The organism is Halalkalibacter kiskunsagensis, assembly GCF_037027555.1.
Taxonomy (GTDB): Bacteria; Bacillota; Bacilli; order Bacillales; family Bacillaceae_D; genus Halalkalibacter; species Halalkalibacter kiskunsagensis.
In genome coordinates this window covers 1-22,069 of sequence record NZ_JAXBLX010000022.1, presented here as the reverse complement: position 1 = coordinate 22,069, position 22,069 = coordinate 1, and the positions used below count along the sequence as shown (strand labels likewise).

Below are 22,069 nucleotides of genomic sequence, written 5' to 3'. Positions count from 1 at the left end.
ATCATCATCTTATCAATATCTGCAAGATATAGGACAGAAGAACCGTTAACACTTTTTGGTACATTCGTAGAAAAAGCCAAAGTCATCTACTCTGACTTTGACTTTTCTACATTAATCAATCAACAAGAATCTTTTAATACTCATTGATTTGCCCGATACTAGATGATCGAACTATTATTTTTTCTCTTCTTCTTTTACTTCTTCATAGTCCGCATCAACTACATTATCGTCTGCATTCTCAGCGCCTGCTTGTGCACCTTCAGCACCTTGTGCTTGTGCAGCTTGAGCTGCTTGCTCATACATCTTAGTTGATAGGGCCATGACGATTTCTTGAAGCTCGTCTTTAGCTGTGCGAATTTCGTCAATATTATCTGATTCAATTGCTTGCTTTAACTTATCTTTCGCAGCTTCAGCTTTATCCTTTTCTTCTTGCTCAACATTATCGCCTAGGTCTTTAAGCGTTTTTTCAGTAGTGAATACAAGCTGGTCTGCTTCATTACGAAGCTCAACTTCCTCACGACGCTTCTTATCTTCTTCCGCATTCGCTTCAGCGTCTTTCACCATTTTTTCGATTTCTTCATCCGATAAACCTGAAGATGAAGTAATCGTAATTGATTGCTCTTTATTTGTTCCAAGATCTTTTGCTTTAACATTTACGATACCGTTCGCATCAAGATCAAATGTTACTTCAATTTGCGGAACACCACGTGGTGCTGGTGGAATATCTGTTAATTGGAAACGACCGAGCGTTTTATTATAAGCAGCCATTTCACGCTCACCTTGTAGCACATGAATGTCAACAGATGGTTGATTATCTGCAGCAGTTGAGAATGTTTGTGATTTAGACGTTGGGATTGTTGTATTACGTTCAATTAATTTCGTAAATACTCCGCCCATTGTTTCAATACCAAGTGATAATGGTGTTACGTCAAGAAGGACAACATCTTTAACGTCACCAGTAAGAACACCTGCTTGAACAGCTGCACCAAGAGCAACTACTTCATCTGGATTTACACCTTTATGTGGATCTTTCCCAGTTAATTTCTTAATTTCAGCTTGAACAGCTGGAATACGAGTTGATCCACCAACAAGTACAACTTTATCAATTTCACTTGCAGTTAAACCAGAATCAGAAAGAGCACGACGAGTTGGAGCAAGTGTACGCTCTACTAAATCTGCAGAAAGCTCTTCGAATTTCGCACGGCTTAAGCTAAGTTCTAAATGCTTTGGACCAGTTGCATCAGCAGTGATGAAAGGAAGAGAGATTTGTGTTTGTGTTACACCCGAAAGATCCTTCTTCGCTTTTTCAGCAGCATCTTTCAAACGTTGCATCGCCATTTTATCTTGAGATAAATCAATGCCGTTGTCTTTTTTGAATTGCTCGACAAGATGATCAATGATGACTTGGTCAAAGTCATCCCCACCAAGTTTGTTGTCACCTGAAGTTGCTTTTACTTCAAAGAAACCATCGCCAAGTTCAAGGATTGATACGTCAAACGTACCACCACCAAGGTCATATACAAGAATAGTTTGATCTTCTTCTTTTTCAAGACCATATGCAAGGGCAGCAGCCGTCGGCTCGTTAACAATACGCTCTACTTCAAGACCAGCAATCTTTCCAGCGTCTTTTGTTGCTTGACGTTGTGAATCGTTGAAATATGCTGGAACTGTAATAACAGCCTTTGTTACCGTTTCACCAAGGTATGCTTCTGCATCAGACTTTAATTTCTGAAGAATAATTGCAGAAATTTCTTGAGGCGTGTAGTCTTTTCCATCGACTGTTTCTTTGTAATCTGTCCCCATATGACGCTTAATAGACATAACCGTATTAGGGTTTGTAATTGCTTGACGCTTTGCTACTTCCCCAACAAGACGTTCACCGTCTTTAAATGCGACAACAGATGGTGTTGTACGATTGCCCTCTGGATTCGGGATAACTGTAGCTTCCCCGCCTTCCATAACAGCAACACAAGAGTTTGTTGTACCTAAATCAATACCAATGATTTTACTCATGAATTATTCCTCCAATTCAACATTGTCAATTCTTTTTCTATATGTAAAGGATTACGCATTGACTTTAACCATTGAAGGTCTAAGTACGCGTTCCTTTAGTTTATACCCTTTTTGCAATTCTTCTACGATTTGATTTGACTCAAATCCATCTTCCTCAACCTGCATAACCGCTTGATGTAAATGTGGATCAAATGTATGACCGACTGTCTCAATAACTTCTACACCTTCATTTTTCAATGTATCTTGGAACTGGCGATACACCATTTCCATTCCTTGAAGCAGGGATTTGGCCTCCTCGGCTTCAGGCTTTACAAGTAATGCACGCTCAAAGTTATCAATGACTGGGAGCAACGCTTCAATCACATTTTGAGCTCTATATTTCGCAGCCGCTTCTTTTTCTTCACGAGATCGGCGTCGGAAATTATCATAATCAGCTTGAACTCTAAGGAGACGGTTATTTAGTTCAGTAATTTCAGCAAGATGTGCGTCTTCTTCATTCAACTCAACTTCTTGCTCCGTTCCTTCAGCTTCTTCATTTGTATCTGTTTCCTCTGATGCAACCGCTTTTTCTTCCATTGTTTGCGTATCTTTTTCTGTCAACTCGTTCACCTCCTAGTAAAGTCAACTATAATCTATGTAGTATGACAAAAAGTTATTGAAGTGTTCTTCACAACTAATTGTCAATATTACCACTTTTACCCTTGTTGATACAAGTTTGTTAATAGCTTTGTTAAATCTTTAGATAACATATCGACTACCCCAATGACTCTCTGATATTCCATCCTTGTGGGTCCAAGTATTCCTATCGTCCCCATATGTTTTCCACCAATCGAGTAAGAAGCCGTAATTAAGCTACAGGTGTCAAAGGCTTCCAAATTGTTCTCTTGACCAATTTTTACTTGAATTCCATTTTGGGGAGAACGAAGAATCTGATGCATCGTCTTATCTTCTTCTAACATATTAAGGAGCATACGAACTTTATCAACATCTCTAAACTCTGGTTGTGACAAAATGTTTGTTTTGCCACTATAAAATACTTTTTCAGCCTTCTCTATATCTAAGGATGGGTCAAGCATTTGTAAAATGTGCTCATAGTCTTGCATATGAGTACGAAGTACACTTTTAACCTCAGTGTGTAATTTTTGTCTGAGCTTATAAAGAGGAACTCCCATTAACCGGTCGTTGAGAATATTAACTGTCCGTTCTAGATCAGCTGGTTCAATAGAATCTGGAACAACGATCGTTTGATTTTCAACATATCCTGTGTCCGTAACAAGAATTAAAATTGCAGACCCTTTACTAAGTGGAATAATTTGAATGTTGCGTAACGTTGCTTCAAACATCTCAGGACCAAGAACAAGTGAAATATAACTTGTCATATTTGATAATACTCGAGCAGAGTGTTGGATTACTTCTTCTACTTCTCGAATTCGATCATTGAATATAGACCGAATGTCTAATTCTTCAGCAGCCGTTAAATGATGCGGCATGAGAAGATTATCCACATAGTATCGATATCCCTTTTGTGACGGGATTCGTCCAGCCGAACTATGTGGCTTCTCTAAAAATCCCAATTCTTCTAGATCTGCCATATCATTACGAATTGTTGCAGGGCTAAACGTAATATCATCTCTTTTGGAGATGCTTCGTGAGCCAACAGGTTCCGCAGAACGGATATAATCATCAACAATAGCATGCAGAATCAACAATTGCCTATCTGTTAACATCCCCTCATCACCTCTGTTAGCACTCACTGCATTCGAGTGCTAAATCTAATGCTAAATTACCAAATAGGTTCGGTTTTGTCAATCATTTAAACCATATTTTATTAAGGAAAACGAGATTACACACTGAACCTCCACAGGAAAAACATTGCTTTACACGATTCTCTCCTCTATCAATAATTAAATAATAAATATTATAAAGCACCGCAAAAAGAAAGAGCAATATATAGCACACTGCCTAAGCTGTTCAAAAAAAGCCCCCTCCTCTTTTTGAACAACCTATCTACTATTCCTCACTTAATACGGCTATAAATTGTTCAAACACTTCATTCCCTAGTAATAAACCTTCTTCTGTTAACTTTATGCTATCTGAATTTACTTTTACTAGACCGCGCTCTTGAAGTAATTCTATTTGTTCACCAAAGCACTCCAAAAGCGAACGCCCATATAACTTTTCAAACACATCAAAAGGAACGCCTTCACGTTTACGTAACCCCATAAACATAGCTTCTTCGATCCGTTCAACAGGACTAACTTCATGTGTGTGAAGAGTCGGTGCACTCCCTTGCTCAATTGCCTTCAAATATTTCGGAATCGGACCGTGGTTCTGGTAACGGATTCCATTAACATATCCGTGTGCTCCCGCCCCAAATCCATAATATTCTTCATTGTTCCAATAAACGAGATTATGCTTACTCTCGAAACCATTTTTCGCAAAATTGCTAATTTCATACTGTAATAATCCAGCATCTTTCGTTCGATTTAAAAGATCTTGGTACATCATGACTTCATCTTCTTCTGGTGGCAATGTAAGCTTCCCTTGACGCTTCCGATTAAAAAACACCGTCTTTTCCTCAACCTTTAATGAATAGGCTGATATATGCTCAACACTTAATGCTATTGCTTCATTTATCGTTTCGGTGAAATGAATTGGCAATTGATTTGGTAAACCAAACATTAAATCAAGAGAAATATTTGAAAATCCAGCTGCCCTACTTCGTGCAATTGCATCTTCTACACTTGATCTAGTATGTGTTCGACCTATTCCTTTTAATAGCTGCTCGTTAAACGTTTGAACTCCCATACTTAATCGGTTGATTCCGTACTTTTTAAGAACATCAAGTTTGTTTTCTTCAATGCTGTCTGGATTGACCTCAATTGTGTATTCTTCTATGTGTTTTATTGGAAGCACTTCTTGCATTCCTTTTAATAAAACATCAAGCTGCTTTGCAGATAGCGCCGTTGGAGTTCCCCCACCAATGTAAACTGTCTTCAATCCAGTAGTTGGATGATCTCCCATTGTCCTTTTCATCTCTAGTAAAAGTGAATGAATATAGTCATCGACTGGCTGGTTTTTTAAAAACACTTTATTAAAGTCACAATAATGGCATATATGTTCACAAAAAGGAATATGGATATACGCTGCTGTAGCCATCTTCTTCCCTCCATCCTGTCAAGAACTATTTAAAACAGCCTCTAAAACTGTAAAACCGCAGGATAGCCCCTGCGGTTTACGTAACTGTTAGTCATCCATACGAAGTACAGCCATAAACGCTTCTTGTGGCACTTCTACGTTCCCGACTGATTTCATTCGTTTTTTACCTTCTTTTTGCTTCTCAAGAAGCTTACGCTTACGAGAGATGTCCCCTCCATAACATTTCGCAAGGACATTTTTACGCATCGCTTTAATTGTTGAACGAGCAATCACTTTTTGACCAATGCTCGCTTGCACTGGAACTTCGAATTGCTGACGAGGGATTAACTCTTTTAATTTCTCAACAATGACCTTTCCACGTTCATAAGCAAAATCACGGTGAACGATCACAGATAATGCATCAACTGTTTCACCATTAAGAAGGATATCCATTTTCACAAGCTTAGATGACTTATAACCAATTAATTCATAATCAAACGATGCATATCCCTTCGTATTTGATTTTAATTGATCAAAGAAATCATACACAATTTCAGATAACGGAATTTCATAAACGATTTGAACACGGTTCGCATCAAGATATTGCATATCAATAAAAATACCACGCTTCTTTTGGCAAAGCTCCATAACTGAGCCAACGTAATCGTTTGGCACCATTACTTTTGCCTTTACATACGGTTCTTCAACATCATCAATTTTTTGTGCATCTGGCATGTTTGATGGGTTATCGATTCGCACTTCTTCTCCACTTGTTGTCATCACTCGGTAAATAACACTTGGAGCCGTTGTGATTAACGTTATGCCAAATTCACGCTCAATTCGCTCTTGGATAATTTCCATATGGAGAAGTCCTAAGAACCCGCAACGGAAACCAAACCCTAATGCTTGCGATGTCTCTGGTTCATATTGTAAGGAAGCATCATTTAATTCAAGACGTTCCAATGCTTCTCGTAAATCGTTATACTCATTCGTATCAATTGGATACAACCCACAATAAACCATTGGATTCATACGACGGTAACCAGGCAATGCTTCAGTTGCAGGATTGGTTGCATTTGTAATCGTATCACCTACACGAGTATCTCCAACATTTTTAATGGCAGCTGATAAGAAGCCAACATCACCAACTGTTAACTCGTCACGTTTCTCTACTTTTGGCGTAAAGACCCCAATTTCATTTACTTCAAATTCTTTTCCTGTTGCCATCATTTTAATTTTTTGACCGGGCTTAACTGTTCCTTCAACAATCCGAATATAGGCAACAACTCCACGATAAGAATCGTAAAGCGAATCAAAGATAAGTGCCTTTAGTGGTGCTTCAGGATCACCCGTCGGTGCAGGAACTTTCTCAACTACTTGTTCTAGAATATCTTCAATTCCAATTCCATTTTTTGCTGATGCAAGGACAGCATCAGAAGTGTCGAGTCCAATAACATCTTCCACCTCTTGCTTCACACGATCTGGTTCTGCACTCGGTAAATCAATCTTATTAATGACAGGCAAGATTTCTAGATCGTTATCAAGTGCTAAATACACATTAGCAAGTGTTTGTGCTTCAATCCCTTGGGCTGCATCTACAATTAATAAAGCACCTTCACATGCAGCTAAACTTCTTGACACTTCATAAGTAAAATCGACGTGTCCTGGTGTATCAATCAAATGAAATATATATTCTTCGCCATCCTTTGCTTTATAAGTAAGCTGAACAGCATTTAATTTAATCGTTATCCCACGTTCACGCTCTAAATCCATTGCATCAAGTGTTTGTTCTTTCATTTCACGGTCTGTTAACGCACCTGTTCTTTCTAAAATACGGTCCGCAAGTGTCGACTTCCCGTGGTCAATGTGAGCGATGATTGAAAAATTACGAATCTTCGCCTGACGTGCTAACCTTTTTTCTTTATTCATAACATGATCACTCCTACATTCTCGTACAAGTACACTATTTTTGATTATACCAATCGTTTAACAGCCAAGCAACAACTGTTCTTCAAACAAACTAACGACCTCCCCATTTTTCAAAAAAAAAAAACACAAACGCAGGATGATCATTCTGCGTTTGTTTTTTCCCCATTTAAAACATTATCAACAAAAGACATTATTTGTGATAAAACCGCACGGCTTCCATAGTTCATCCCGTCGGCTATCGCATTCCCCATGTCAGAAAAAAAGTTAAACCTTCCCACTTCTTCAACTGTTTGCTTTTTCTGTACTAGCTCATTTTGTTGTTTCTGTACAAGTGCATTTCCTTTGTTTGACTGAATCTGCTTTTCTTTTTGCTGAGACAAAACAACAAGTGGTTCTGGTTGTGAGATTCCAAGCTGCTCATTCATTTGTTGAACTCCAAATAATGCACCTAGTAATAAAAGTAAGCCAATCACAGATATTCTCACAACCAGTTTTTTCATGTGAATTCCCCTCTTTTTACTCGGTTCTAGTTTCGAAATAGTATTCTGAAAATACTTCTGCCATCACTTCGGCAGATCTATTTGTTTCTTCTAACGTATTGTAAATTCCACCCATTTCAATCAATACCGAATTCTTCGATAAATCTTGATTAAATTTCCCATTTGTTAGACGACCATCTTTAAAGATGACACCTCGACTTAACCCCGGGTAATGTTTCTCAAGCAAAGCATGTAGCTCCTTTGCTAATTGCATGTTATGTTCATAATTCTCATAGTTACCACCAACAACAAATACCGTACGTGCATATTCTTCACCATTAATTGTTACAGTTGTCTTCTCCCTTGGAATTGTATCTCTGTGCAAATCAAAGAAAAATTCAAGGTCGCTATTATTTTCCATAGCTTCTTTTACAAATGCGCGAGAAGCGTCATATGATTGGTTATACTGCCAACCTCTCTCAACCAAATTAGCTTGAACGTCTCGCTCTTCCACTTCTACTCCTATCCCGCGTTTTTCCAACTCTTGTGCTAGTTTCTCACCAACCAATGTTATATTAATTTGTCTATGAAATGCTTCATTCGGTACATTCGTTTCCAGTTCTGGCAAGAAGGATTCAGTATTATGTGAATGAATAATATGAACAACTTTTCGCCCATCTGTTGTTCCTTGAGATTGTTTTGCTTCTTTCTCCATTTCCTCTAACTTAGCTAAACTCTCCTTTGTTGCTTCACGTTCTGCCATAATCACGTCCATTGGCGGTGCTGATTCAACCGGTAGAGTCGTATAGTCCATTCCATCTCCTGCAACGATGATTTGTCCATCATAAAGAGCAAAACCAGGCAACTCTCTTCCGAGTAAACTCCTCGGGTCATCAGGGTTAATACTCGTCGCTACCTGAAATGCTAAATTCGAAAGACTAGGAGGCTCACTGCCTTCCGGTAATGCTTGTGTAAATAATTTATTTTCCATTCCCATCACATGAAGAAAATCTTCACCCTTTATTCCATTTGCCCATTCATGAACTTGATTCGAAGCTAGTCCATAACCTGGTTCAAATGAAGTTAGCATTCCAGTAAAAATAAACAACGCCATCATTCCTATAATCGTCATCACAATTAGTTTTTTTAAGCTCGTCCGATTGATCGAAACCGTAAAGCCACGAAACTGGTTTCTTTTCATGCTCTCATCCCTTCTCCTCGTGTGGGAAGCTTGTACATCGTAAATTTATCCAATGCTGTAATGTAAAGGAGCTTCTAATCCACTATTATGATTTGAAAAGGATGAATAGAACAAAAAAGAAACCCTATTATCAAATACTTACAGGTTCACTTCACAGGTGCAAACATAAAATATTAGTAGTGATTTATATTGTGAAATGGTTATGACAATACAATTTTGTACTATCCAATCAAGGCTGAGAAGGACAAGACGTAGTAAGGCATCAAGAAAGGTGGTCTTCAAAAAGCTATGAAGGACATTACTTGGTAGAACACAAGAAAAATGTCCTTCATAAAGGCATGAAGGACATTTTTAGGGAAAGCATTAATTAAACTGTGTACTAATCTGAACCCGAACCTACATATGTTCAAATGTTCAAACGCTTTAGTGAGTATATCCGCCAACGTTTTCTTGATTAATTCTTTGATGTAACGCTGCATTTAATCCGGCAGCTATAACATTTGCCATATCATCGATAAAAACGTCAACTTCCTTTGGGGTTACCATTAAATTATGTCCTAGTGGTGCTAAAACCTCTCGAATTAGCTGACGCTTTTCATTATCTGGTAAATTCCCAACCATCCCCATAATGGTTTCTCTCTTCGCTTCATCCGGCAAATCTTTATCTGTTAGCTTTCTCGTTTCACCGAATGTCATACCTGCAGGTGCAAGTGAGCGAGAAGGTGCTTTTCCTTCTTTCATTTCACGTCCGAAATGCTTCAACACGTAGTCAATTGTATCGCTTGTAATCGAGACGGCATCAACAACGGTTGGAATTCCTACCGCTATAACAGGGATTCCAAGAGCCTCTTTGCTTAATTCTTTCCTCTTGTTGCCCACTCCACTGCCTGGATGAATACCGGTATCTGAAATTTGAATCGTTGAATTCACTCGTTCAATGGAACGAGAAGCAAGCGCATCAATTGCAATAACAAAATCCGGTTTTGTCTTTTCGATAATCCCATAAATAACATCACTCGTTTCAATCCCTGTTAACCCCATGACACCAGGAGTCACAGCACTGACAGGGCGAAACCCATCTTGAACTTGCTCTGGAGCTAATTTAAACAAATGACTTGTAATGAGCAAATTCTCGACAGCAATAGGACCTAAGGCATCAGGAGTGACATTCCAGTTCCCAAGTCCAACAACGAGACATGTGTCCGTTTCTTTTATTCCAATATTTTTCATAAACTTAGAAAATTCATTGGCAAAGACACGTTCTAAATTCTCTTGAAGTTCCGTATCTTTTTTTCTAATGCCCTGTGCTTCAAAGGTTAAATAATTTCCTGCTTTCTTCCCTAAACGCTTTGCACCTACTTCATCAATTTTGACATGAGTTATCGTAACATCATCAATGATCTCTTCATTTATCTGTACCCCGCTCACCTCTTTTGGAGTTGGTCCTTTTGCTGCTTTTTCTTCATGCTCAAGGACCATTTGATGAGCTTCAACCGCTAAATCAGTACGTATTTGGTATTGGTCAAGATTCAATTCTTCAGTCATATTAATCACACTCCTACTATAGAATCTCTCGTAATTGTAGTGTTTCCGCCACTACCTGTTTTCATTCTTCTATTGCAATTATGTGTTGTTTTTGGTAAAATGCAATTTGTTGTATGAATGATGCGAAACGTGTCACCGTACCTTAAAACAAGAAGCGAAACCGTTCATAAATAGATGGACTGGGATCAAACCTGTACAACATTTATTAGGAGGTGAATGATATGCCAAATATTAAATCTGCAATTAAGCGTGTAAAAACAGCTGACAAGCGTCGTGCACAAAACATCTCTGTTAAGTCTGCTCTACGTACTGCAATCAAGAACTTTGAAACTAAAGTTGAGGCTGGCGATGTTGAAGTAGCGAAAGCAGCTTTCACTGAAGCGACTAAAAAGCTTGATAAAGCAGCAAACAAAGGTCTTATTCATAAAAATGCAGCATCTCGTCAAAAGTCTCGTCTAGCGAAAAAGCTTAACGGTCTTTCTGCATAATAAGAGAAAAACACACGATCCCAAGTCGTGTGTTTTTTTTATTGTCGCAGTAGCAGATTGGCTTCTGCTTTGAAGACGCTCGCTCCTTAATTATTTTGAATGAACACTTGCTAATTTCATTAATAACAATTCAACAGCAAGAACTTTATCCATTTTCCCTGTTTTAATTGCATAGTCCGTATCTGTTGCAGCCTCAAGTAATTTTAGTAATTGTTTACCTTGAAATTTATCTACTTGTTGACTTGCCAACTTCACTACATAAGGATGAAGCTTTAATTGTGATGCCATTTGCTTTTGCGAATATGACCTTCTTGTCATTTCTTTTACCTGATAGTAAATACGCAATTGTCTTGCTATTAACGCAAGAAGCTTTAATGGTTCTTCTTTTTGTTTTAATAGGTCATGATAAATGATTAATGCTTTATCTAATCGTTGCTTGACCGCAAATTCTATCAAAGCAAATACATCCTGTTCGAGAGAACGCGCCACTAATAAGTCAACAATCTCTGCATCTACAACGCCATTTTCGCCCACATAAAGTGCCAGCTTTTCCATTTCTGATGCTAGCATTAAAAGCTTGGGACCTGTTCGAGCTAGTAATTGCTCCTTTCCTTCATTTGAGAAATGAAAACCATTTGTTTTGGCTTGGTCATCCAGCCAAAGAAATAACATTTTATCATCAAAGGGGAAACATTCAACTAGAGTAGATGACTGTTTTAATTCTTTAGTTATTTTTTTCCGTTCATCTAATTTTTCATATGGTGCTTGAATAATGAAAATAGCCTCAGGTGAAGGTTGTTTTATGTATTGTTGTAGTCTACTAACATCATGTTCTAATTTCGTTTCTTGTTTTAGAGCCGTAACGAGAGAAAAATCTTTCAAAATAACAACTTTTTTCCCACCAAAAAAAGGAAACGTTTCAGCCTCTTCAACGGCGGTGTCTAGTAAGGTTTCTTGTAAACTAAATGAAATAACATTAGGATCATCCAATGAATCGACAGTGTTTTTAATTATATGAAACATAAGGTCTTCCATCAAAAAAGTTTGTGTACCATACATAAAATAAACCGGCTTTATCCTGCCTTGTTGAACTTCCTTTTTTACCTTTAAATATGACATGTCCATTCCTCATTTTCTTGCATATGTTCCAGACAAATGGGAAAACTATGCATTAGATTCTTTGCTTGTCCAATGGTTATATTTTCTAATAGCAACCAATTGACGTGAACTAACATCTACTATTAGGATAGACAAGGAATCATTAGTTGACAAGGAATAATGAGAAAGGGGTCTAGCTCAAAAATGCCAAACCCCCATTTATGATAAACGCCATAAAACAAGAACCCGGGACCTCTTATTTATGACGATAACCACGACCGCCTTGCACTATTTATAATATCCTATGCAAAGCAAAACTATAGGTGACAACTCTTTACAGACAAACCAATCACACAATTTTTTTCTAACAATTTCTTGAATACGGGTTATTTTTCGCGAATAAAATGAACCGTTCTAGGATAAGTTAAAGTTTGGAAATGACTGAGTTCATTGCTCGCTATTAAACCGCTTATTATAAACGTAATCCCATTAACGGTCGGGCTCCTTGCCTCTTGGTTGTGTCAAAAGGATGAAAAACAACCTTTTGACACAACCTCTTCTAGCATTTTTTTTGTTGATCCCGTATACTTGAATTTGTATAAGGAGGAGTGCCAAATGCATTTTGAAAAAGAAGTTCAGTGTAAACGTAATGACGCGATCGATTCAGCTGTTGGATTTATCATTCCTTTTGGATTCTTTGCTACTCTATTCATTATCGCTTCAATCGTTGATGTATTTAGCAGCATGTAAACAGATGACTTGACAACCTTAGGGAGAACCAAGTGTTAGATGGTTCTCCCTTTTCTCCTTACTCAATAGTATCCATCGCTTTTCTAATATCCACTTTTCCTTCCTTGATGATAATTTGTACAGCACCATCTAGATCGCTTCTCCACACCGGAATATTTTGTTCCTCTAATCTTTTAGTCACTTCTTCATGTGGATGGCCAAAGCGGTTGTTGCGCCCGGCTGAAATTAAAACAATTTTTGGCTTTAATTGTGTAAGAAACGGCTCTGTTGTCGATGTCCGACTGCCGTGATGACCTGCCTTTAATACGTCAACTTCTATATTGGGGTACGTAGAAACAATTCTCCTTTCCCCCTCTTCTTCTAAGTCCCCGGTAAAAAGGAACGAAACCTTCTCAAGGATTACATACAAAACAATGGACCTTGCATTTAAATCAGCCTCAGTTCCAACTGGCGATAAGACTGTAAATTCGGAGGCACCTTCTTTCCATCTCATTCCTTCCTGTAGAAAGTGAATGCCTGCACCACGTTTAGATAACACACGTAAAAGCTGTCGCTCATTTTCCCCTTCAACTGGACCCTTGCTATAAATCACTTCTTGAATCCGTAGTGATTGTCCTAGCTCCTGTGCTCCACCAATATGATCCAAATGACCATGAGTAAGAATGAGACGATCGACTTGACGAATACCACGGGACTTTAATGCCGGAACAACAATATCAGCCCCTACATCAAACACTCGCCTCCTTTCTCTCCATTCTTCATTAAAAAAGGAAATCGTTCCACCAGTATCTATTAAGTAAACAGCCCTCCTATAGGGAAGTTCAATTAGAAAGCTATCTCCTTGTCCAACATCAATCATCGTTACCTTCGCTCTTGAATCAAAGTAAGGAGTGAGGAGCTGAATGACTAATAAGAAAGCTAAAATAACAACGGGTCTTATCCACCAATTCTTCATCCCCTCTTCCCACTTGCTCAATCCATACATAATTCCTCCATAAAAACCATAGACAAGCACTAATGATGGTTTCCCTACAACAAAAGACGTTTGATTCATTTGAGCATAATGAAATAAAAGTGTATGAACACTTGGAACTAAGTATTCAAGCAGAAGAAGCGGGTAATTGTACATCACTGGCATAAAAAGAAAAAGAAAAAAAGAAACAAACGTGAGTGGAAGAACAATCAACGTAATAAAAGGGATATAAATTATATTTAAAGGAATGCTTAGCCAAGAAAATTCATACATCTGTCTTAGTAAGATAGGAGTGGAAAGTACTTGAGAGATCACTGTAACAGCTATTAATTGAGCTGTTACGTGAGTGTAGCGAGTTTGCAACGTTGCTGCAGATACAATTAGACCAAATGACACGAGAAACGACAATTGAAATCCAAGTTGAAAGATGGCATATGGTTGTATAAGGAGGTAGGTTAAATAGACGGCAACAATTCCTAACAAGGGAGGAATACGAGTTCGAATACGCAAACAAATTAGAACGACCATCGCCATTAATGATGCTCGAACGACCGATGGCGCGGCACCAGCAACGATAATGTAAATAGGTAAGCACAATAGCAAGACTTCCATAGCCCTTTCTCGTGTTATTCCGATCCGAATAAATAGATAAAAGACAGCTCCAACAATCATGCCTACATGCAGACCAGAAACAGCTAGTAAATGGATCACTCCTAGCCTTTGATACGCCTCTAACAGATCTCCATCGACCAAAGCTCTTTCCCCAAACAGCAATGCACTCATAATTCCATTAAATTCGGGACTTACTTCTCGTTCGATCCGTTGAAGCTGTTTGTGACGCCATCGCTGGATTTGTGTATAGAAATTTTGGGTTTGCGGTTCAATACATTGTATTTCGTCTCTACTTGGTCTTAAAATCCAAAATATACCTTGCTCTTGCAAATAACGTTTATAGTTAAATTGTTCAAAATTGGTTGGAGGAAGTGGCGCGGTAAGTGTCCCACTTATTTTGCACAAGTCACCTGGGGAAAGTGTCTTAACAAAGTGTTGGTCCATTTCAGTATAAATATATCCATGAACTTGTAACGTTTCTTTGCTAACACTTGTTAAACGAAAGGATAACGAGTCACCATCTACGATCGGGATTGTTTTGATTGTTCCATATATAGTTTGATCTCCGGACTGGTAAACAGTTCGAAGCTGGTCACCTGCAAAAAATCCAACAAGGTAATACAAAAGAAAGGTAAACGTAACGATTAAAAGCCTTTCTCTAAATAAGCGTCGATGAAACAGACAAAATAAAACAAAAACCGATAATACGAAAAAATAAGGAAGGCTAGGTCCCCGTAAAGATAAAAGAAGACCTAGAGTTGCGGCCATAGGGAGAAGGAGAAAGAGGTGAAGAATTGTGATTCACCCCTTTAAGAAATTTTCTGTAAATAGCGTATTAGCTTGATCACGCAGCTGTTGTAACTCTTCTTTAGGAACTCCTGCATAATCTAGTTTATCTAATAATTCCGCAGTAAATTTCATTTTTTCAAGATGATGTTGATCTAAGCTCAACTCATCTAACTCGACTTGTAAAACAGTTATTCCAGCGTCACGAAACATTTCTTCTGCATATGGATGATTCTTGTAGTCTTTTGCATAGTAAATTCGTTTAATACCAGCTTGAATGATTGCTTTTGAACAGTGAACACACGGAAAGTGTGTGACATAAATTTCAGATCCTTCCGTTTGAACACCGAATTTCGCACATTGAAGTAGTGCATTCACTTCAGCATGAATGGTTCGTATGCAATGATTATCTACTACATAACATCCATCATCAATACAATGAGCGCCTCCTGAGACGGAACCATTGTACCCCCCTGCAATTATCCTTTTTTCTCTGACGATCGTTGCCCCTACCATTAATCTTGTACATGTGCTCCTTAATGCTAACAAATGACTTTGTGCCATAAAATATTGATCCCAAGAAATTCTTTCCACTTATTACTCCCCCTCATAATTCATATTGTTTTAGTTTAGAAAATTGCACCTACAACGTCAATGGTGATTCAATATTAATGTCAATTGAATACAATATAATCAGTAAGTTTTTCAGCAGACTTTGGACCAATACCTGACACATTTTGTAGATCCTCAATTCCTTTAAAAGGTCCATGCTCTTCTCTATAACTGATAATAGCAGCTGCTTTGGCTGGTCCTATCCCCGGTAATTGTTCGAGCGTGGTTTCATCTACTCGATTAATCGCGATTTTGCCGTCTTTATTTCCAGATGAGTTAACTAGGTTTTCCTGAACTTCTTCTCCTTCTGTCGGTACATAGATCATCATCTCATCCTGGAGCAATTGAGCAAGGTTTAATTGCAACTCATCTGCATCAGAGAGAAATCCCCCTGCCATTTCAATTACATTATGGACACGACTTCCTTCATTTAATTCATAGACTCCCGGTAATGCGATTGCTCCTTTTATATCGACTGTTATCTTCGTTCCTCCTTCAATTAACACCGACGGAATCGTTTCTGTTGCTTGCACCAACGAAGCAGCTTCTTGAAAATCAAAGTTTACTTCTTCCTCATTAGCATTGCGAAAATGCACAAACAATACTAAACTGACTAATAGTAGGATCCCTATAGAAATAACAATTTGTTTTTTCTCAGGTATTTTCTTGATCACTTTGATCACACCTTTTTTTAAAATTAATGTACGATAACAACAAGACCCTAATAAGGGACAAAAAGGAGACGATGGAATATGGCTGTACATATACAAATTGCAGAGCAAGTTAGAAAACACAGAGAAGCCCAAAAACAGTTTCTTGCATTAGATTCACAAAGAGAGCGCGCGATTGACTTAGCACTTGATCTTGCAAAGGCAAATAAGTTAGTCGAAACAACAGAGATCAACCGCATTACTGAGGAAATGAACCAAATTGCTATGAAATTTCAATTCCCTCCCCGTAAACTCGTTACACCTGAAATGATTAGGAATTACATAAACAACAAATAAGTTCAAGTCATAACAGACCTACTTTCTTCATACGTTTAGTCATAACGGTGTTCGCGTGTAAGATGAATGTTGAAGGAGGGGGCTAACTTGAAAATTGGGGTAATCGGAACTGGTAGTATGGGCACCATATTGCTTGAATCATTTATTGAGGCAGGCGCAATCACTCCGGAGCAATTAGTCATTACGAATAGAAGCAATACAAAGGCAGAAACTTTAAAGAAACGGTTTCCAGGTCTCTCTATTGCACTTGATGCACCTACAGTTGTCAAAGAGACAGATGTAATCTTCTTGTGTACGAAACCATTACAATTCCCAAATGTCCTTAGAGAGATTGCTCCGGTTTGCCACGCTAACAAATTTATCATTTCAATAACGAGTCCTATCTCTGTTGAGCAATTAGAGGACATGGTCGATTGTAAAGTAGCTCGTGCTATCCCAAGTATTTTGAACCGAGCTCTTACAGGACCATCTCTTTTAAGTTTTGGAGATAGGTGTACGAAGGAAAACAAACAGTTCTTACTGAAGCTAATGTCACAAATATCTGAACCACTTATTATCGATGAGAACATCACAAGGGTTTCATCTGACATCGTCAGTTGCGGACCGGCATTCTTTAGTTACATCATGCAGCAATTCATTGATGGCGCCGTTAGGCAAACCAATATCTCTCAAGAAGATGCAACAACCCTTGCTACGAATATGATGATTGGAATGGGTAAGTTATTAGAAAAGGGACACTTTACATTGCCAACGCTCCAAGAACGGGTCTGCGTACCAGGAGGGATTACTGGAGAAGGCATTAAAGTACTCGAAGCTGAAATCGGGTCGATGTTTGATCATTTATTCCAACAAACACATGCAAAGTATTACGAGGACCAAGAATTAATATCTGGAGCTTTTTCAAAAAAATAACACAACAGGGAGAAGCATCATGATGCTTCTCCCTGTTTATTCGCCATTTTCGTCAATTATCCTTTAATTTTTTTACGAGCAGTAAAAAAAATTCGTTCACTCTGTTCTGTGGGAGAAGCACTAGTAAAATCACTATGTACAACTATGTCACTAAACCCAGCTTCCATAAGCCAATCCGTATATTGCTTAACTGGAAATGTTCGTTGCTTATGTAATTCTAACATACGCTCGTAATACCCATGTGACTCATCCCTAATGAAAAACGTTAATTCATGCTCCACACTATGGGGATAATCTCCCTCAAACGATGTCCATATGTAGGCAAGGTCTGCGCCATCTTCAGCAAAAGTCTGACCTATAAATCCTTCTTCAATTTTCTTTAAAGAGTGGACATCAAATAAGAAAAGTCCGTCTTCTTGTAAATGACGATGAACACTTTCAAACGTCCGATAAACCTCTTCCTCTGTCTCTAAATAATTAAGTGAATCACAGAAAATGGTTACCACTTCGAACGTTCCTAACCCTTCTAAATCTGTCATTGATTGATGGAATAAGGGAGGAGAAAATCCTTTTTGCTCGCATTTTTCTTTGGCAACAGATAGCATTTCTAAAGAGAGATCAACCCCGACTGTATCGGCCCCCTCTTCCTGCAACCTCACTAAAAGCTCTCCTGTTCCACATCCAACATCAAGTATAGATAGATTCGTAAACTGCTGTTGATTTAATTGTAACCGTAAATAATCAATCCACTTATCATACGGGGCATCTTCCATAAGCGTATCATATAAAGCAGCAAAAGCTTGATAATTCATAGAGACTCCTTAGATGGTCGAGCACTTTACTTTTTCAAATGCGTCCAACCATCGCGTTGTTCGATTTTGTTTTCTTTCATCAATTTTCCAAGAGCACGTTTAAACTTTGCCTTACTAATGGAAAAGCGTAATTCTATATCTTCTGGTGGTGTCTTATCCCAATAAGGCATTGAACCACCACGCTCTTGTAAAAATGAATAAATTCGATCAGCATCCTCTTCTTGTTGTTCAGACCTTTTAGGATTCATCGTCACATTAATACGGCCATCTTCACGAACATACTGGACTCGTACTGTTAAATGCTCACCATACCGTATCGTTCCATTCATTTCGTTATTATGCAAAAAGGCAATATACCCTTCATCTGTTAAAAGCAAAGCTCCTTCATCAAGGAAATGATAAACAAATCCACTTACTTCTTTATTCATCATATCTGCGGTGGCTTTTGTTGCATTCCGTTCAATCGGCTCTCCTTTAACGAGCTTACCCATTAGTCGACCTTTTTTATCCCATGTTAATGATAATGGGAGTTTATCGCCTGGCTTTGGCCACATCTCTCGATCATAAGGAAGTTCATCCATTGATAAAAAAAGGTCCCGTGAAATACCATTATGAAAAAAGACACCATGGCCTGTTTTTACCTCGACAGCCTCAAGCCATGCAACTTCGCCAACTTGTAAAAAAGGCTCTTCCATTGTCGCTGCTAGTCTTTCTTGATGATCATGATATAGAAATACATCTACATGATCTCCAATCTCAACTTGATTTGTGACTTCTCTTTCATGCAAAAGGATATCTATTTCTCCATCGCTTACAAAATAGCCAAAACTCGCTTTACGCACCACTTCAAGGTTCACTTTATATCCAGGCTTAAGGTCCATTAGCCCAAAACTCCTTCTAACTCAACCGTTGGAGCATCTCCCCAAAGTTTCTCTAAGTTATAGTAGATTCGTTCTTCTTTATGAAACACGTGGACAACTACATCGCCTAAGTCAATTAAAACCCATCTTGCTTGGTCAAATCCTTCTAAGCGCTTAATTTCAATTCCTTCGTCTTGAACGACTTTTTTTAGCTCTTGTGCAATTGCCTGTACTTGTTTATCTGAATTACCATGGCATATAACAAAATAATCGGCGATCAAAGAAACACCTTTCATGTTTAACGCAACGATATTTTCCGCGCGCTTATCATCTAACGATTTTACTGCGAGCGTTAAAATTGACGAATCATTCACTAATATCACTTCTCCTTTTGTTTGTTATTAATTGGTTATACGTAGCCAGTGTATCTGGAAATACAAGCTGCCTTCTTTTCATGAGGAACGCTATCGTGTTTTCTAACACTTGAATGATCGCCTCATCAAGATCCTTTTTAGCGAGTTTCCTTACGTCTTCAACACCTTTAAACTTACGCCCAGGCTCAATATAGTCAGCAAGAAAGACAATCTTCTCAAGTAATGTCATATCGGGTCTTCCAGTCGTATGATATCGAATACCATTTAAAATTTCCTGATCTGTTAAACCAACCTCATGTTCCACAAAGTAAGCTCCACATGGCGCATGCAATAATTCATCACCAAATCCTAAGCATGATTTATCAGATAGTTTTTCCTCTACAAGACGTTTCATTTCTTCCTTATCACGAAATTTTGCGTAGTCATGAAAAACGGCTGCAAGTTCTACCTTTTCTCTATTAGCTCCAAAACGATCTGCAAGTTCCACAGCAGTATCTACAACACCAAGTGTATGAGTGTACCGATGATCAGTAAGGTTTAGTTTTACTATTGCCAATGCTTGTTCTCGGTTCATACAATGCCCTCTCTTTCACCAATGTCTCTACAACTTTTGGAACCATATATGTGATTGGTTTTCCTTCCTGCACTCTTTGACGAATAGTTGTCGACGAAAGTTCAACTTGTGGCATCTCTAAAAGACGAACTTTGCTTGCATATACCGTTGTTCCTACAGAAGATCCAGGTCTCTTTACACCAATAAAAGTTACCAACTTTATTAATTCATCGATTCTTTCCCATTTTGGAAGATATTCAATCATATCTCCCCCAATTAAAAAGAAAAATTGATCTTTCGGGTACAGTTGTATTAATTGCTTCATTGTATCTATTGTATAGGAAGGACCTTCTCTTTCTAACTCAATTGTGTTTACATGAAAGCGCTCATTCTCATCTGTTGCTCCGATTAACATATCGACTCGATCTTGATTCGAAGCAAGATCGTCACTTTCTTTATGAGGAGGCACATTCACAGGAATAAACCATATTTCATCTAGTTCATAAGCAACTAAAACCTCTTGAGCAAATAACAGATGACCAAGGTGAGGCGGATTAAAGGTACCGCCAAACAATCCAATTTTTTTCATAATTTCACTCTCCTACTTACTGTTTATTAAGAAGGGAGAACAATTTCTTTGTTTTCTTTCGATTCCTTATATAAAACAACCGTATGCCCAATCACCTGGACAAGCTCTGCCCCTGTCAAGCTAACAAGTGAGCGCGCTACTTCATCTTTGTCTTCATCACAGTTTTGTAAGATGCTCACTTTCAATAGTTCCCTAACTTCAAGAGCCTCCTCTATTTGTTTACCCATGTTTTCATTGACTCCACCTTTCCCAACTTGGAAAATAGGGTTTAAATGGTGTGCTTTCGAACGTAAAAATCGCTTTTGTTTACCTGTTAACATTTTGTTCCTCCTAATTTATCTAATACTAACTTTCTCATACGCTGGTGATCTGGTTTAATCCCAGTCCAATGTTCAAACGATAAAGCTGCTTGATTGACAAACATCCCAATACCCGTATGTGATGTCCCGCCTCTTTCTTCAGCTTCTTTTAGAAATTTTGTTTTTAGCGGATTGTAAATTAAGTCACTTGCAATCGCTCCAGCTCTTAAGTTATTTAATGAAAGTGGCGAATCCTCTATACGTGGACTCATTCCTACAGATGTTGTATTTATGAGTACATCAAATCCATCTAAATTTCGCTCGACTTCCTCTCGAGTTGCCCTACTTGCTGGCGTTTGAAACAGATTAGCTAACTCAAGCAATGGCTCTATTTTGTCTTGGGTCCGATTTGTAATCGTTAACTCTTCGATACCATGACGAAGCAACGCAGTTATAACTCCTCTTGCTGCTCCACCAGCTCCAATAATAAGAAAACGTTTGTTTATAATCTCTTCATTCGTTTCTTCAATCAATGACTGTACGTATCCACGACCGTCTGTATTATGACCAATCAGTTTTCCATTTTGATTTACGATCGTATTTACAGCACCAATCAGCTTTGCTTCTTCATCAACCTCATCTAAAAAGTTCATCACAGCGATTTTGTGCGGTACGGTTACATTGCATCCCGCTATCCCAAGAGCTTTGATCCCTTTTATAGCATTTCCAAGCATTTGCGGTTCTACATCAAATGCTTGATAATTAGCCTTTATTCCTACATTTAAAAACGCGTCATTATGAATAAGTGGTGACATTGAATGCCCAATTGGATGACCTAACAATCCGTAAACTTTCTCCATCTTCTAAAGCTTCCCCCTCATAAAAAAACGTTATATATGTCCAAACCTTCATTGCTTCGAGGTTTTTCAAAAAGGTAAAAATCGACCTTTTGCTTCGAAGCAGCAATGGCTTCTCTCGCTACTCGTATTCAAGGAGAAACCCACTCCTTGAATACTTAAAACCTTGTAGCGGTTCCGCT

23 protein-coding genes are annotated in these 22,069 nt (G+C 38.3%); 4 read left to right on the top strand and 19 right to left on the bottom strand.

Translation table 11 applies throughout. The features are described 5' to 3' along the window. Nucleotides 1–174: 174 nt before the first annotated feature. The 8 genes from dnaK to gpr all read right to left on the bottom strand — a co-directional run bounded on the left by dnaK (nucleotide 175) and on the right by gpr (nucleotide 10,305). Nucleotides 175–2,013 carry a molecular chaperone DnaK gene (dnaK, locus tag SLH51_RS13870; RefSeq protein ID WP_335961921.1) on the bottom strand — a complete coding sequence of 613 codons (1,839 nt, stop codon included), beginning with the start codon at nucleotides 2,011–2,013 and terminating at the stop codon, nucleotides 175–177. Nucleotides 2,014–2,064: 51 nt separating this feature from the next. Beyond that, nucleotides 2,065–2,613 (bottom strand): nucleotide exchange factor GrpE, encoded by a 549-nt coding sequence (gene grpE, locus SLH51_RS13865; RefSeq protein WP_390184055.1) that lies wholly within the window; start codon nucleotides 2,611–2,613, stop codon nucleotides 2,065–2,067. 95 nt (nucleotides 2,614–2,708) lie between these two features. Next, nucleotides 2,709–3,740, bottom strand: coding sequence for a heat-inducible transcriptional repressor HrcA (gene hrcA, locus SLH51_RS13860; RefSeq protein WP_335961919.1), 1,032 nt, complete (start codon nucleotides 3,738–3,740; stop codon nucleotides 2,709–2,711). A 283-nt stretch (nucleotides 3,741–4,023) separates the two neighbouring features. Beyond that, nucleotides 4,024–5,172 carry a radical SAM family heme chaperone HemW gene (gene hemW / locus SLH51_RS13855; protein ID WP_335961918.1) on the bottom strand — a complete coding sequence of 383 codons (1,149 nt, stop codon included), beginning with the start codon at nucleotides 5,170–5,172 and terminating at the stop codon, nucleotides 4,024–4,026. An 87-nt stretch (nucleotides 5,173–5,259) separates the two neighbouring features. Then, nucleotides 5,260–7,080 (bottom strand): translation elongation factor 4, encoded by a 1,821-nt coding sequence (gene lepA / locus SLH51_RS13850; RefSeq protein ID WP_335961917.1) that lies wholly within the window; start codon nucleotides 7,078–7,080, stop codon nucleotides 5,260–5,262. 140 nt (nucleotides 7,081–7,220) lie between these two features. Then, nucleotides 7,221–7,580, bottom strand: coding sequence for a DUF3679 domain-containing protein (locus SLH51_RS13845; protein ID WP_335961916.1), 360 nt, complete (start codon nucleotides 7,578–7,580; stop codon nucleotides 7,221–7,223). A gap of 16 nt (nucleotides 7,581–7,596) precedes the next feature. Further along, nucleotides 7,597–8,760 carry a stage II sporulation protein P gene (locus tag SLH51_RS13840; RefSeq protein ID WP_335961915.1) on the bottom strand — a complete coding sequence of 388 codons (1,164 nt, stop codon included), beginning with the start codon at nucleotides 8,758–8,760 and terminating at the stop codon, nucleotides 7,597–7,599. A gap of 423 nt (nucleotides 8,761–9,183) precedes the next feature. Beyond that, a complete protein-coding gene (gene gpr / locus SLH51_RS13835; protein ID WP_335961914.1) occupies nucleotides 9,184–10,305 on the bottom strand; it encodes a GPR endopeptidase in 1,122 nt (373 codons plus the stop codon). Nucleotides 10,306–10,526: 221 nt separating this feature from the next. Here gpr and rpsT point away from each other — a divergent pair, with 221 nt between their 5' ends. Next, nucleotides 10,527–10,793: a 30S ribosomal protein S20 gene (rpsT, locus tag SLH51_RS13830; protein WP_332690841.1), complete on the top strand. Its 267-nt coding sequence runs from the start codon at nucleotides 10,527–10,529 to the stop codon at nucleotides 10,791–10,793. Between the two features lie 90 nt (nucleotides 10,794–10,883). Here the strand turns inward: rpsT and holA are convergent, their stop codons facing one another. Next, nucleotides 10,884–11,912, bottom strand: a complete 1,029-nt coding sequence (gene holA / locus SLH51_RS13825; RefSeq protein WP_335961913.1) for a DNA polymerase III subunit delta — start codon at nucleotides 11,910–11,912, stop codon at nucleotides 10,884–10,886. Nucleotides 11,913–12,506: 594 nt separating this feature from the next. Between holA and SLH51_RS13820 the strand changes: the two genes are divergently transcribed. Then, entirely contained in the window at nucleotides 12,507–12,641 is a 135-nt protein-coding gene (locus tag SLH51_RS13820) for a YqzM family protein (protein ID WP_335961912.1), read from the top strand. 58 nt (nucleotides 12,642–12,699) lie between these two features. On the opposite strand, the gene SLH51_RS13815 is transcribed toward SLH51_RS13820, so the two are convergent. The 3 genes from SLH51_RS13815 to SLH51_RS13805 all read right to left on the bottom strand — a co-directional run bounded on the left by SLH51_RS13815 (nucleotide 12,700) and on the right by SLH51_RS13805 (nucleotide 16,298). After that, nucleotides 12,700–14,994, bottom strand: coding sequence for a DNA internalization-related competence protein ComEC/Rec2 (locus SLH51_RS13815; protein WP_335961911.1), 2,295 nt, complete (start codon nucleotides 14,992–14,994; stop codon nucleotides 12,700–12,702). 33 nt (nucleotides 14,995–15,027) lie between these two features. Beyond that, complete coding sequence (locus SLH51_RS13810; protein WP_335961910.1) at nucleotides 15,028–15,606, bottom strand: ComE operon protein 2; 579 nt, start codon at nucleotides 15,604–15,606, stop codon at nucleotides 15,028–15,030. 80 nt (nucleotides 15,607–15,686) lie between these two features. Continuing rightward, nucleotides 15,687–16,298: a helix-hairpin-helix domain-containing protein gene (locus SLH51_RS13805; RefSeq protein ID WP_335961909.1), complete on the bottom strand. Its 612-nt coding sequence runs from the start codon at nucleotides 16,296–16,298 to the stop codon at nucleotides 15,687–15,689. 78 nt (nucleotides 16,299–16,376) lie between these two features. Here SLH51_RS13805 and SLH51_RS13800 point away from each other — a divergent pair, with 78 nt between their 5' ends. Both SLH51_RS13800 and comER read left to right on the top strand, forming a co-directional pair. Continuing rightward, nucleotides 16,377–16,631, top strand: coding sequence for a DUF2533 family protein (locus SLH51_RS13800; protein ID WP_335961908.1), 255 nt, complete (start codon nucleotides 16,377–16,379; stop codon nucleotides 16,629–16,631). Between the two features lie 87 nt (nucleotides 16,632–16,718). Then, nucleotides 16,719–17,543, top strand: coding sequence for a late competence protein ComER (gene comER / locus SLH51_RS13795; RefSeq protein ID WP_335961907.1), 825 nt, complete (start codon nucleotides 16,719–16,721; stop codon nucleotides 17,541–17,543). A gap of 56 nt (nucleotides 17,544–17,599) precedes the next feature. Here the strand turns inward: comER and SLH51_RS13790 are convergent, their stop codons facing one another. The 7 genes from SLH51_RS13790 to aroE are packed head-to-tail and all read right to left on the bottom strand — an operon-like array spanning nucleotide 17,600 to nucleotide 21,890. Next, nucleotides 17,600–18,355, bottom strand: coding sequence for a class I SAM-dependent DNA methyltransferase (locus SLH51_RS13790; RefSeq protein WP_335961906.1), 756 nt, complete (start codon nucleotides 18,353–18,355; stop codon nucleotides 17,600–17,602). Nucleotides 18,356–18,381: 26 nt separating this feature from the next. Beyond that, nucleotides 18,382–19,236, bottom strand: a complete 855-nt coding sequence (locus SLH51_RS13785) for a CvfB family protein (protein ID WP_335961905.1) — start codon at nucleotides 19,234–19,236, stop codon at nucleotides 18,382–18,384. Beyond that, on the bottom strand, nucleotides 19,236–19,589 hold the full coding sequence (gene rsfS / locus SLH51_RS13780; RefSeq protein WP_335961904.1) for a ribosome silencing factor: 354 nt from the start codon (nucleotides 19,587–19,589) through the stop codon (nucleotides 19,236–19,238). The genes SLH51_RS13785 and rsfS overlap by 1 nt, the downstream gene beginning before the upstream one ends. After that, nucleotides 19,582–20,163 carry a bis(5'-nucleosyl)-tetraphosphatase (symmetrical) YqeK gene (yqeK, locus tag SLH51_RS13775; RefSeq protein WP_335961903.1) on the bottom strand — a complete coding sequence of 194 codons (582 nt, stop codon included), beginning with the start codon at nucleotides 20,161–20,163 and terminating at the stop codon, nucleotides 19,582–19,584. Before yqeK ends, rsfS begins: the two co-directional genes overlap by 8 nt. After that, nucleotides 20,117–20,731, bottom strand: coding sequence for a nicotinate-nucleotide adenylyltransferase (locus SLH51_RS13770; protein ID WP_335961902.1), 615 nt, complete (start codon nucleotides 20,729–20,731; stop codon nucleotides 20,117–20,119). Before SLH51_RS13770 ends, yqeK begins: the two co-directional genes overlap by 47 nt. Nucleotides 20,732–20,757: 26 nt before the next feature. Continuing rightward, the gene (gene yhbY, locus SLH51_RS13765) at nucleotides 20,758–21,051 is read right to left on the bottom strand and encodes a ribosome assembly RNA-binding protein YhbY (protein ID WP_335961901.1); all 294 of its coding nucleotides are present in this window, start codon (nucleotides 21,049–21,051) and stop codon (nucleotides 20,758–20,760) included. Next, nucleotides 21,045–21,890, bottom strand: a complete 846-nt coding sequence (gene aroE, locus SLH51_RS13760) for a shikimate dehydrogenase (protein ID WP_335961900.1) — start codon at nucleotides 21,888–21,890, stop codon at nucleotides 21,045–21,047. The genes yhbY and aroE overlap by 7 nt, the downstream gene beginning before the upstream one ends. Nucleotides 21,891–22,069: the final 179 nt, after the last annotated feature.